General features: G+C 66.4%; 11 protein-coding genes and 1 pseudogene. 2 read left to right on the top strand and 10 right to left on the bottom strand.

Annotation, left to right across the window (positions count from 1 at the left end):
- From D769_RS21985 to D769_RS21945, 9 genes and pseudogenes are all read right to left on the bottom strand, one after another.
- Positions 1-412 (bottom strand): annotated as a pseudogene (locus D769_RS21985) (spermidine synthase); the annotation flags it as partial.
- Between the two features lie 177 nt (positions 413-589).
- Entirely contained in the window at positions 590-1,666 is a 1,077-nt protein-coding gene (locus D769_RS21980; protein WP_008649586.1) for an HAD family hydrolase, read from the bottom strand.
- A gap of 63 nt (positions 1,667-1,729) precedes the next feature.
- Positions 1,730-2,956 (bottom strand): formylglycine-generating enzyme family protein, encoded by a 1,227-nt coding sequence (locus D769_RS21975; RefSeq protein WP_052018142.1) that lies wholly within the window; start codon positions 2,954-2,956, stop codon positions 1,730-1,732.
- A 128-nt stretch (positions 2,957-3,084) separates the two neighbouring features.
- Positions 3,085-4,176, bottom strand: a complete 1,092-nt coding sequence (locus D769_RS21970) for a BatD family protein (RefSeq protein ID WP_008649583.1) — start codon at positions 4,174-4,176, stop codon at positions 3,085-3,087.
- Positions 4,173-5,768: a VWA domain-containing protein gene (locus D769_RS21965; protein WP_008649582.1), complete on the bottom strand. Its 1,596-nt coding sequence runs from the start codon at positions 5,766-5,768 to the stop codon at positions 4,173-4,175. Before D769_RS21965 ends, D769_RS21970 begins: the two co-directional genes overlap by 4 nt.
- Positions 5,765-6,769, bottom strand: a complete 1,005-nt coding sequence (locus tag D769_RS21960; RefSeq protein ID WP_008649581.1) for a VWA domain-containing protein — start codon at positions 6,767-6,769, stop codon at positions 5,765-5,767. Before D769_RS21960 ends, D769_RS21965 begins: the two co-directional genes overlap by 4 nt.
- Entirely contained in the window at positions 6,756-7,253 is a 498-nt protein-coding gene (locus D769_RS21955) for a DUF4381 domain-containing protein (RefSeq protein WP_008649580.1), read from the bottom strand. Before D769_RS21955 ends, D769_RS21960 begins: the two co-directional genes overlap by 14 nt.
- A 176-nt stretch (positions 7,254-7,429) precedes the next feature.
- Positions 7,430-9,070, bottom strand: coding sequence for a phage integrase family protein (locus D769_RS21950; protein ID WP_008649579.1), 1,641 nt, complete (start codon positions 9,068-9,070; stop codon positions 7,430-7,432).
- Positions 9,071-9,189: 119 nt separating this feature from the next.
- On the bottom strand, positions 9,190-10,146 hold the full coding sequence (locus D769_RS21945) for a transporter (protein ID WP_008649578.1): 957 nt from the start codon (positions 10,144-10,146) through the stop codon (positions 9,190-9,192).
- Between the two features lie 298 nt (positions 10,147-10,444).
- Here D769_RS21945 and serA point away from each other — a divergent pair, with 298 nt between their 5' ends.
- Complete coding sequence (serA, locus tag D769_RS21940; RefSeq protein ID WP_040011191.1) at positions 10,445-11,650, top strand: phosphoglycerate dehydrogenase; 1,206 nt, start codon at positions 10,445-10,447, stop codon at positions 11,648-11,650.
- 24 nt (positions 11,651-11,674) lie between these two features.
- Here serA and soxR read toward each other — a convergent pair whose 3' ends face one another.
- Complete coding sequence (soxR, locus tag D769_RS21935) at positions 11,675-12,184, bottom strand: redox-sensitive transcriptional activator SoxR (protein ID WP_011518994.1); 510 nt, start codon at positions 12,182-12,184, stop codon at positions 11,675-11,677.
- Between the two features lie 122 nt (positions 12,185-12,306).
- On the opposite strand from soxR, the gene D769_RS21930 reads away from it, so the two are divergent.
- Entirely contained in the window at positions 12,307-12,735 is a 429-nt protein-coding gene (locus tag D769_RS21930) for a RidA family protein (RefSeq protein ID WP_008649559.1), read from the top strand.
- The last annotated feature ends 19 nt before the right edge of the window (positions 12,736-12,754 follow it).

Below are 12,754 nucleotides of genomic sequence, written 5' to 3'. Positions count from 1 at the left end.
CGGGCAGGCCGACCAGTAGCACCGGAAGCGCCCACGCCACGGCCCCCGCGCGCAACTGCAGCCATGCGAACGGCGCCGCCGCATGAGCCAGCGCCAGCGTCGCGCCAATACCCAGCAGGGCGATGGCGACTTCGAGCCAGAGGTATAGCCGCCAGGCCGAGGTACTGCGATCGGCGTGACGGCCAACCAGCCAGCCGCCAAGCGCCAGGCCTGCGAAGAACGCGCTGACACCGGTGGTCACCGCCTGTACCTCGACGCCGACCACCAGCGAAAGTTGCTTGATCCACAGCACCTGATAAACCAGGCCTGCAGCGCCGGACAGGATCAGCAGCAACGCGGGCCATCGCCACGCGGTCGACCGCGGCAGGACAGCAGGCTCGGATGCTTGGGCTGGCCGCCGTTTCGCACGCATCCCCTGCCCCAGCTTACGGTCGGCTGCCGTCACGTTTCTTGCCGCGCTTGTTGCCTGTGAAGTCTGCCAATCGAGGGCTCCGCTATTGTTGGTGTTGGTGTTGTGGTTTGTACTGTTCCGTCCGCACTGGCAAGGCAACCCCAAGGGTCAACCGAGGGGGCAGCCTGAAGCGGCATTTCACGGCTTCGCGGCGGGATAGATCTGGGCCCAGTCCTTCTGCATGCTGATGACGGTCCAGCCACGCGTCGTCGCTTCGTCAAGCGCCTTGTCGAGCTTGCCGATCTTCGACTGGCGATCGTAGGCGAACTCGCGCTGGGCGTCGTCGTGGTGGACCAGCATGGCCAGGCGCGCGCCGGTGCCGGCCATCGTGTATTGCAGCATCTGCAGGTCGCCGTCGGAGTTGCCCACCGCCAGGATCGGCTGGCGGCCAATCTGGCGATAGATGCCGACCGGCTTGCCCGGGCCATCGTCGATGAAGTCGAGTTTCGGACCACGCATCAGCACCGGCTTGCCGTCGCGGACGTCATAGGTGATGGTCTGGGTCGAGCCAACCACCTGTTCGGGCGGAATCCCGTACACGCGCTCGGTCCAGGGACGCATGAACTCGATCGTGCCGCCGGACACGATATAGGTCTTGAAGCCGTTGGCCCGCAGGTACGACAGCAGTTCCAACTGCGGCTGGTAGACGAGGTCCGTGTAGCGTCGGTTGAACTTGGGATGCCGCGCCGTATCGATCCATGCGCGAATCGTGCGGTCATACTCGTCGACGGTCATGCCGCTGTTCGCCGCCGTGATCAGGGGCAACAACCGCTTTTCCTCGCGCATAAGCCCGGCCATGTCATTGGCCATCAGCGCCTTGAACGCCGGATTGTTCTTCCATTCCGGATGTGAAGGCGCTGCCGCCTTGACCTGATCGAGCAGGAAGAAGAACTGGAAATACAGCGGCTGTTCGCTCCACAGCGTGCCGTCGTTGTCGAACACGGCGATCCGTTCAGCCGGGGGCACGTAGGTCGGCGAGCCCTGCTGCGTCACGTCGGCCACGAACTTGATGATCGTCTTGCGCGTGGCGCCATCGCGCCAGGACGGCAGCGCCGCCTCGGCATTGACGGCGGTCTGCGCCGAGTCCTGCGTGCCGCCAGCCTGCGGCGCGCTGGATGCGCATCCGCCCAGCGTGGTGGCGGTGGCGCCAATGACAAGGGCCGCGACCGCGGTATTGATCCAGCGTCGCAACCACGGTGCGCGGGCATGTTCCATCGGGTTCTCTCCGGTTCGGTGCGTCTCTTGTCTGTCTGCTTTGCGGCTTGCCGCTTCGATGCGCTATTTCTGCACGCTCTGCGGCCCGCCTGCGGCCATTGCCACGGATGGCTGCTTGCGAACTTCCGCCCAACGGGCGTCATCCATCACGAGCCGGAAGCCGAGGTGCGACATGCTGGTGTACGGGTCGGTACCGCGCCGCGCGCTCGGGCGGTAACTGAGGCAGAAGTCCTCGTTGCAGAGGAACGAGCCACCGCGCGTGACCCGCTTGGGCGCCGACACCGGCACGCCCGGTTCGGTCGGGTCCCATGAATCGGTCGGACCGGTCGGGTTCTGCAGCACTGCAGCCACCGTGGCTTCGCGGCGGAACTGGTCCGCGCGATACCAGTCGGCCACCCACTGCCAGGCGTTGCCGGTCATGTCATAGAGCCCGTAGCCATTGGCCGGAAACGTGCCGATGGCGCTGGTGCCAGCCGCGCCGCCCGCCTTGGCGCTGACCACCGGGAACGGCTGCACCTGCTGGCCCTGCCAGACATTGGCCATCTGCCGGCCATCCGGCGCGAACTTGTCGCCCCAGGCATAGGTGGCCTGCTCCAGGCCGCCACGGGCGGCAAACTCCCACTCGGCCTCGGTGGGCAGACGCTTGCCGGCCCACTTGGCATACGCCTGCGCGTCTTCATACGAGACCTGCACGACGGGATGGTTGTCCTTGCCTTCAATGGAGCTGCCCGGGCCGGTCGGGTGACGCCAGTCCGCGCCCGGTACGAAGCGCCACCAGCGCCAGTATTCGCGCAGCGGCACCGGGCTGTTGGTGCCGACGAAGACCATCCCGCCCGCGACCATCGCGCTGTCAGGCGGGCGTGGCGTGCCGGCCGGAAGCTGAACCCTCAGCGTCTCCCAGTCTGGCTTGCGCTCCGCCGTGGTCAGGTAGCCCGTGGCCTCGACGAACTTGCGGAATTCGGCATTGGTGACGTGGTGCTGATCCATCCAAAAGGCTTTGACCTGCACCTTGTGCGCCGGGCGCTCGTTGGCCTGGGACATCTTGTGGTCGCTACCCATCAGGAATTCGCCGCCCGGGATATGCACCATGCCGGCCGGGCCGTTGACGCCATCGCCCGCGCGAATCGACGCGGGGTCCGCGCCCTGCCCATTGTGCCGGCTATACCAGACCGTGGCGGCAGCGCCTGCCCCGGCCATCCCTACGACCAGCGCGCCCAGCCACATCCGCCGCCGCCACGATGACGGCGCCGCGCTTGCGGCCACCGCCCTTGCCTGCTGTTTACGTGCCATCAGTGTCCCTTGCCCGGTGCAGTCCGGAACACGGGCAGTATGCGCATCCTGGCTCGGCGAAGGAATGCAATATTTTATTGACTGATCTGAATGATTTTTTACGAGATTCTTAATGGCGCCCAGACCACTCATGGGTTAAGCGGTGGCAGCGGGCCACGCAGCTCGCGCCAGGCGGCCTTCCAGGCCTTCAATTGTGCGTGCCACCAGACCGGCAACCGCCTGCGCAGCCCGAACGCCGCCAGGGCAATCACTGCCAGTCCCACCAATCCGGCGAAGACCCTGCCGTCGAGCCAGGCCGGCCACCAGTCCTCCGCACCGAACGCGTCGCCGGTCGGCGCAAGGCCCAGGCCCGGCCCAGCTCGGCCCACCTCCACGGTAATGGCCGGGGCCACCGACTCGGAAGGCTTGCCACTGGCGGGGTCATACCATTTCACGGTCACCGCCGGCAGCGTGTGACTGCCGCTGGACTCGAACACATAGGTCACGCGCTCCACGCGCCGCCCGCCCGGGGTCTCGCCGGCACCGGCCGCGCCATCGGATAGCTGCGGATCCGCCTTGAACAGCTTCACCCCACCTGGCGCCTCGAACACGGGCGGCTGGATCATCATGGCCGGCGCATTGGGCGCGACGATCGTAATCGTCCGTACTACGGCATCCCCTGCGCGCAAGTGGGCATCCTTGCCCGTGACCGGGCGATCGAACTGTTGCGTGATCTGGAGCGGCCCGGCCGGAAGCGTGCCGACAATTGCCTGCACGCCGGATGCCGCGCCCGGCGCACCGCTGCCGCCCTGCCCGCCGGCATGAATCACCGTGGGCGGCAACGTGACGCTGCCGGAGAGCGGCTTGCCGTCACCACCCGCGTACGTAAACGTGATCTCCGGCTGCGGCAGCGTGAAATCGCCGGCGCTTTGCGGGGTCAGCACATAGGTCTTGGTGATCGCCGCATAGCTGACGCCGCCCACCGTCTCGGTCGAGTTGACGGCGCGATCGTCCGGCATCGTGATCACGGCGCCAGCCACCTGCAGTGGCGGGAACACCGGCGCCGACATGAAGAAGTTCGGTGCCAGGATCGTCACCGAGATCTGGACGGACTGTCCAACCACGGCGGGACGCTGGGCACCGTTGCCGCCAACGTCGACGCGAACGATCGGCGCCGGCTCGGCCGCATGGGCCAGTGCAGCCATGCAGAACGTGATCAGGGCAAGCAGCCGCGCGATCATGGCTTCCCCTGCTGGCGCTGCAGCGCAAACTTGCGCGCCAGCAATTCCGTCGGAGACGTCTGGATCGCGCGCATCCACATCTCCGCGTTCTGCTGCGCGAGGCCCTGCTGCATCTTGTCACCACCGGGAGGGGGCGGTGGCGCCGAGGCGTCGTACTGGATCTGATCCGGCTTGACGTCTGGCGCCTCCTCATCGTGCTTCTCGTTCTGCTTCTGGCGCTCGATCAACTCCTGCATCAGCGCCAGGTTGCGCTGCGCTGGCGCCCAGCCGGGCCGCTGCTGCAGTACCAGCCGGTACTGCGGGATGGCGTCCTGATACTTGCCCTGCTTCGCCAGCGCGTTACCCAGATTGAAATGCCCGTCCGGACTGCTGATGTGCTCGAACTCGCGCGCGGCCTCGGCAAATTTGCCTGCGCGGTACCACGACACGCCGCGCCACATCGGATCGTCGAATTGCGTCGCGGCCTCCGCGAACTTGCCCTGTTCGAATGCCCTCCGCCCCTGCTGGTCGTGCGTGAGCCAGAGATCGGCCATGCGCCATGCTCGCGGGGCGGCGGTGGATTGCGCCCGCAGATCGGCCTGCGGCGCAGCCAGCACCATGGCCGCGCCGATGCCGACGATCCAGCGGATCGTCCAGCCCTTGCGGAACCAGAGCAGCGCCAGCAGCGCGATCGGAATCGTCAGGGGCCAGCCCACGTCGTGCCAGCGCACCGTGTCGGGCGACGCGGCCTGTTCCACGTGCTGCCGCACATGGCGCTGCACCCACGCCACGTCGGCATCGCCATCGGGGGTCAGCGTCGCAACGTCGATGTCCGCTGCGCGCAGCGCGTGAAGCGTGGCTGAGTCCAGCCCCGGCGCGGTGCCATCACGACCGCGCAGCGGGCCACCATCCACCGTCCCGATGGCAAGCACCACCACCTGCGTCGGCGCAGAGCGGGCGTAGGCGTGAAGCGGCTCGACCGCAGCAGGCTCCACGCCATCGGTCAGCAACAGGATCGTTCCGGGAACGGTCTCCTTCTTCAGCGCTGCGTCGATGGTCCGCACGGCCAGCACGGTGTCCTTGCCGGGCACCGGCATGATACGGGTCTGCAGCGCATCGGCGAACGTCTGCAGCAGCGTTGGGTCATCGGTCAGCGGCAGTACCAGATGGGTCGAGCCTGCATACGCATAGATTGCCGTGCGCCCGCCGTCGCGCCGGGCCAGCAATGCCTTGATCTTGAGTTTGGCCCGCTCGAGCCGGGTCGGGGTCACGTCGATGGCGTCCATCGTCGGCGACAGGTCGACGGCAATGACCAGCGGTGCCTTGTCCGACGGAAACGGCGGCCGTTCGCGCTCCCAGGTCGGCCCCGCCAGCGCGATGGCGCCCAACGCCAGCAGCAAGGCCGACAGATGTACCGGGCGCAGCGCGCGCTTGCGGGTCTCTCCAACCACCAACGCATTGAGCAGGTGGGGCGCGATGACACCCCGCCAGCGTCGACGAATATCGCCACGGCGTCGCACAGCCCAAGGCAGCCAGATCGCCGCCAGCAGCACCAGCAGCCACCAGGGGCGCAGAAAATGAAACTCGGCCAGGGCCTCGACGTACGCGCTCATGCGGTCGATTCCAACGCAGCCGCCCGCGCCAGCCAGCGCGCGTAGAGCGCCATCGCCAACTGGTAGAACAGCATCAGCAACACGGCGGCGCCAAGCGGCCACATGAACAACTCGCGGCGCGGCTGCCATGTCAGTGTCTTCTCCCTGTGCGGCGTGACGCGGTCCAGCGTGGCGTAGATAGAGGCCAGGCTGGTTTGGTCAGCGCCAAAGAAGTACCGGCCTCCGGTGGTGCTGGCAATGTGCTTCAGCGCGTCCAGATCGACCTTCTGCTCGCCGGTCGTGGCCGGGTCCCCGATGCCGACGGTATGGACCACCACGCCGCGCGTCTTCGCGATGTCGGCCGCCTGAGCCGGCGGCATCCGGCTGGCGGTGTCATTGCCGTCGGTCAGCAGAATCATCACCTTCTCCTGCGCGTGACTCTGGTCGAACATCTTGATACCGAGGCCGATGGCGTCACCGAGCGACGTGCTAGCCCCGGCCATGCCGGGCACCATGTCGGTCAGCAGTTCACGCACCAGTGCGTGGTCGAGCGTGAAAGGGGCCAGCGGATACGGGGCATCGCCAAAAACGATCAGCCCGATGCGATCACCGGTCCTGCGCGCCACGAAATCGGCCACCACCTGCCGCACGGCATCGACGCGCGGCTCCAGGGCGCCCGACGGGGTCTTGAAGTCGCGCGTGTCCATCGACTGGGACAGGTCGAGCGCCAGCAGCAGATCGCGCACGGGCTGGGTCCGTTGCAGCGGCGGCTCCAGGTACTGCGGACGGGCCAGCGCGACGACTACCAGGCCCCATGCAATCGGCCCCAACAGCAACTGGACAAGATTGCGCCGCGGCACGTGCGCCCCGAGCGCAGGCTTCAGGCCAGCGGCACTGGCCACCTCCCCGAAAAACGGCAGGCGCACCGACGCGCTTTCCTCGCGATATGGCGGCAGCCACCACCAGAGCAGCAACGGCAGCGGCAGGAGCGCGAACAGCCAGGGATACTCAAACGTGATCATCGTGCGCATCGTGCCGATAGCCGGCGATCCAGATCCGGCATGCGCCAAGGGTTGCCCGAAGCTGCGCCTCGGGCCACTGGGCCAGGGTAGCCGCGCCGCGATACTCGGCATCGTCGATCAGCGCCGCGAGAGCCGGTACCGCATCGCCCGCGCTACCTGCATGGGTGTGCAGAAAATCGCGCCACGCCGGGCCAGACAAAGCCGCCACGGTATGCCGGGGCCACTGGGCCAGTGCCAGCCGCTTGAGCAGTTCGGCCAGCGACAAGAGCAGCTTGGCCCGTTCGGCGCTATCCGCCGCCTGCTGCAAGGCAGTCAATTCCCTGAGCGCCGCCCGGCGGAAACGATTGGCGTACCAGCGTCGCACGGCCGTCCAGGCCAGCCAGAGCACCCCGGCAAACAGCACGACGCCAACCACGAGCCAGCCTACCGTCTGCGGCATCCACGACGGCGGCGTTGGCGTGACGATATCGATCAGTTCGTTCACGGCCCCACCCGTGTCATGCGAATGCTCCCTCTCGTGCGGATCGCCCGGAATTCGGGCAGGTTACGCTGAGTCGGGGGCTGACCGAAGTAAGATTTTTCGAGCGCCGGGCTAAAGGAAATCGACGAAGGCCGGGTAGCCGGCCATCACGTGACCATCATGTGGCCATCAGGTGGCCATCACGCGGCCAGCACGTACATTGACGTCGTGTCCAGGCTCGCATGACCAAGCTGCTGCTGCACGACCTCGAGCGCAACGCCTCGCGCCACTGCGTGCGCACCCGCCGTGTGCCGCATCCAGTGCGCGCTGGCCTGGGCCAGTTGCGCCGCGTCATCCTCGGCCCCCGCCAAGGTGGCGGCCTGGGCGAAGTACCGCTTCCAGATCGCGCCGATCTGCGCGACCGACAGCGCGCCACCCTCGTCACCAGTCTTGACGCGGCCGATCAGCGGCGTGGCGGCCGGCAGGCTTTCGACTCCGCGCCCCAGCCCACGCGCTGCCAGATGCCCACGCAGGGCATCGATCACTGCCTCGGGAAGTGGAATCTGGCGCGGCTTGGGGCCCGGCACCGCAAGCGTCCAGTGTCCGTTCCACGTCAGATGCCCGACCGTAGCCGCCGCCTGCTCCGAGATACGCAGCCCCGAGGCATGTGCCAGGTGCAGCATAAAGGTCAACCGCGCGGCACGCGGGTCGTCGGCGGGCAGACTCGACACATGACGCAGCAGGAAGCGCCACTGCGGCTCAGTGAAGCTGCGGGCAACCTGGATGCGAGGGGTGTCCCCGTCAGTCGGGAGGGACAACACCTCGAACGGATTCGCGCGCGCATGGCCTTGCTCGATCAGCCATCCATACAGCGTGCTGAGGATCTTGCGTGCATGACGGATGCTGGCAGGGGAAAGCGGTCCTTCGAAAGGCCGCCAGTCATGGCGGTCGCGCGGCGTGCCGCGCCGGCCCACCCACTGGGCGGAAGGTTGCGGATCGGCGAGGAACGCGATGTAGGCGGCGCCATCCTCGGCCGTCACCGTCGCCAGGGACTTGCCTCGTGCGTGCAGGGTCCATAGCAGGAACCGCTCGGCCTGCGTCCGGTAGGCGCGCCAGGTGTGCCCGCCTTCCGGCTGATAGCCGCCCAGCCAGCCCTGAATCGCCCTGACTTCGGCGCGTGCGCCCGGCGCACGCAGCGACTCGAGCGGCCCCGGCGCCAATACGGCAGCCATCGCGCCAATATGGGCGCCCTGCTCCTGCAACCAGATCTCCACCTGCCGCGCGGTCCGCGCGCCGATGCCGGGTACGCGCCGGTACCAGCCCTGTCCGCCCGCGCCCACTGCAGCCTGCAATGCGCCCAGCGTCTGCCAGCCGGCGTCCGCCAGCCTTGCGGCGATGGCCGAAGCAAACCAGCCACTCACCGCATCGGCTGCAGTGGGGCGCGTCAGCAGCATCGGCTGGAGCGCGTCGAGCGCCCGCAGCAGCCTGCGCTGGCGGGTCTGCCTGGCTGTGACGGATTCCCCGGCCGGCGCATGAATCAGGGCCAGCCACGCCGACTCGGTCAGCATCCGCTCCTCGCCGCTGCCACCAGATCGGGGACGGGTAGCCAGACGCTTGATGCCCCGCGCCAGCGCTTCCTCGATCCAGAGAAGCTGGGAACGGACCAGGCGCAGATCGAGACCGTTGTCCAGATAGCGGTCAGCCAGACGCCCGAGGTCCAGCCCCTGCAGGTACCCACGGTAGAACGCGAAATCATTGGGGCCAAGCGCGCGGCCGGGGGTGACCGGCGGGCACTGACGCCGGCGGGCCGGCGGGGCGATACGGGGTACGGCTTGAGGCAAGGCGGTAAGGCGTAAACGACAAAGGGCGCGATGATACCGCGAGTCGCGGTGCCATCACGCACCCAGTACCTTGCCAGGCCGCCCCCTTTATCCAAAGGAACCTGCGAACACGCCGCGCCTCAGAACACCAGCGTCGCGCTCCCCATCACCGTCGCCGTGCTGTCCAGACGGTTCTTGCTGGCGACGGTCGGCACCCAGCGCAGGGAGAGGGACAGCGGCGCCTTGCCACCGAGCTTGGTGTCATAGGTCACGATCGGGCCCATGGCGAAGTCACGGCCACGGAATCCGCTCAGGCGATCCGCAATCGGCCCGCTGTCGTTGCCCAGCTGCTGCACGGTGCCCATCACGATGCCAGCGCCCCATTTGCCGAATTTCTTCACGCCCATCACGTCGAGCGTGAACAGCGGCGCATTCTGATAGTCAGTAGCGGTGTTCCGCGTATAGAACTGGAAAGCCCCTACCGCGTTGAATTCGAGCCCGTATTCCGGCATCAGATGCGTAAATGCAATCTGCGGTACGAAGGTCCAGTTGTTCAGGCTCGGGTTGGCCAACGCATTCTTGTCGTACTGGCCCGTGGGCGCCCACACGTTGAAGCTCAGCGCCATATGGCTGGTCTTCGAGAAGTGATAGCCCGCGATGATCGGGCTGAAGTACATGTCGTACAGATTGGAGGCCCGATCCGATGTCCCACGCGAGAAATTGCCTATACCGGCAGTGGTATGGACCGACATCCAGACGTAGGGCAGCGTAAAGCTCGATGCAAAGTTCCACGCCCCTCCGCCGGTATCCCAGACCTTCATCAGCGTGGCCAGCGTGAAGGCGACCTTCGCGTCGAGACCGATCGAGGTCTTGCCGGCGATCGGCACTTCCCGGCCGCCACTGACCGATCCGTCCATGTAAAGCTGTTGCAAATTTGCAATCCAGACCGGCTCGGACGGGATGACGGCCACATTGGGCGACACACTCGTGCCGGTCACCGGGCGACCCAGTGCGCCTTCCGTGGCGTGACCGGCCAGCGGAGCCAGTAGCCCTCCCGCGGCCAAAGCGGTCAGGACGGCTGATTGCGCGCGCTTCATTCTTGTTTCCCCTTGACGATGACAATGCACCCCTCCCGGCGCAGAAGCTGCATCGTCTCAGATTCCTCCCGGGTCCGAATTCAGCTTTCTAGTTTCACGAGTTGAATGTTTTCGCTGTTCCGACTCCTCCGGGGTTCCGGAGTCCAGACGGAATCCCGCTGATGCCCTTGCCCACGTCAACAGCACGGGTAAGCGTCGGTGGTAAGGTGTGTCCATGCGCGTCCCGCACATCGCAAATCGCAAATCGCATATGGACGCCCCGTGCCTTCCCAACTCTCCTGCATTCAGCCCGACCATCATGGCCAGCGCCCTGCTTCTCGAGAACATCCACGCCAGCGCCCAGCAACTGCTGAGCCGCCACCAGATCGACCTCGCCACCCAGGGCAAGGCCCTGGCCGGCGACGCGCTGCTTGCCGCCACGCGCGATTACGAACTGCTGGGCATCCGCTCGGCTACCACGCTGACAGCCGAAGCGTTCGCCAAGGCGCAGCGGCTGCTCACGGTCGGCTGCTTCTGCATCGGCACGTCCCAGGTGGACCTGGGCGCGGCTGCCCATGCCGGCATCCCGGTTTTCAATGCGCCGTTCTCGAACACACGTTCTGTGGCGGAGCTGGTCATCGGGCAGGCCATCATGCTGATGCGGCGCATCCCGGAAAAGAGCCGCGCCGCCCACAACGGCCAATGGCAGAAAACCGCCAAGGGTGCCTTCGAGATCCGGGGCAAGACCATGGCGGTGATCGGCTATGGGAACATCGGCGCGCAGGTTGGCATCCTGGCTGAGGCGATGGGCATGCGCGTGGTGTTCTACGACATCCGCCCCCGCCTGTCGATCGGAGGCGCCATGCCGGTGCACTCGCTCGAAGATGCCCTGTCGCAGGCCGACGTCGTGACGCTGCACGTTCCCGCCACGCCGCAAACGCGCAACCTGATGGATGCCAAGGCACTGGCTGCCATGCGGCCTGGCAGCATCCTGATCAATGCGTCGCGCGGCACCGTGGTGGATATCCCGGCGCTGGCGCAATTGCTGGACAACGGGCAACTGGCTGGCGCAGCCATCGACGTGTTTCCGGAAGAGCCGCGCAGTAACGCCGATCCGTTCGTCTCGCCGCTTCAGGGCAAGCCGAATGTCATCCTGACGCCCCATGTCGGCGGCAGCACCGAAGAGGCGCAGGAGAATATTGGCGTGGAAGTGGCAACCAAGCTGGTCAATTTTCTCGAAACCGGCGCAACCCTGGGCGCAGTGAACCTGCCCCAGATTCAGCCGGCGCCGCAACAGGCTCCGGCCCGCGTGCTCAACATCCACTACAACCGGCCGGGCACGCTGTCGCACTTCAACCAGGCGCTGGCCGAGATCGGCGCGAATATCGTTGCCCAGCAACTGCAGACCGAGGGCGATATCGGCTACGCGATTACCGACATCAGCCTGGTGCCACCTGCCGGCTGGGCGGAGGCGCTGATGAAGGATGACGCCTTCATTCGCACCCGGGTGATCGTGGCGCCCTGACCGGCGGCTCTACCGCCGCCCCGGTCATCGCGCCTTGCCCGATTTCCGGTGCTCACAGGGCCCGGCCCCGAAATGCGGGCCGGGCCCTTCTTCTGCCAGCGCATCCTGCGGATTGCGCAACGGACATTCCTTCAGGGACAGACACCCGCATCCGATACAGCCGTCGAGCTGATCGCGGAGTTGCGTCAGCGTGCGGATGCGCGCGTCCAGATCCGCGCGCCATACGGCTGAAAGCCGTCGCCAGTCCGCAACCGTCGGCGCCTTGTCATCCGGCAGGCGGCTGAACGCTTCGGCAATCACGGACAGCGGCAAGCCCATGCGCTGGGCCACCCGTATGACCGCAAGGCGCCGCAGTATCCCGCGCGGATACCGGCGCTGGTTGCCGGCACTTCGTGTGCTGCAGATCAATCCCTTCGATTCATAAAAATGCAGCGCGGACACCGCGACGCCGCTACGCGCGGCAACCTCGCCAACGGTGAGCGGATCACCGGATCGCAACGGGTGGTCTTCCTGATCTTCGAGGGCGCGTTTCATGGTGGTGGAAAGCTGGTCACGGACGATGCGCCATCGTAGCGTGAAAATTCGCCTACAAACAGCTTGACCTCAAGTGCACTTTAGGTTTGATACTGGCGCGACTTTCCACGGAGGACTTTGCCATGCTGCTTGAATCGCCCCGCGCTCCCTATCTCCAGTTCATGAATCCCCCCGATCTTTACGACCCCAAGCTCAACGGCTATTCGCATGTGGCCGTGGCGACGCGTCCGGCAAGGATCATTTTCGCGGCCGGGCAAGGCGGGGAAGACATGATCGGCGGCTTGCGTGCCGGCTTCCAGGAGCAGGTGAAACAGGCGCTTGCCAACCTGCGCGTCGCGCTGCAGGCCGGCGGCGCCGACATTCCTGATATCGCAAAGATCACCGTGCTCATCGTCGACCATTCGATGGACCGTCTGGCGATCTTCAGCCGCGCGTGGCAAGCCATGCTCGGTGACTGGCCAGCCCCCGCCTGCACGCTGATCCCGGTGCCGCGACTGGCGCTGGATGGCATGTTGTTCGAGATCGAGGCCATCGCTGTATTGCCCGAGTAAAAGGACTGCCACAAAGAAG

Source organism: Cupriavidus sp. HMR-1 (assembly GCF_000319775.1).
GTDB classification, from domain to species: Bacteria; Pseudomonadota; Gammaproteobacteria; order Burkholderiales; family Burkholderiaceae; genus Cupriavidus; species Cupriavidus metallidurans.
This window is presented reverse-complemented; position numbering and strand designations above follow the sequence as displayed.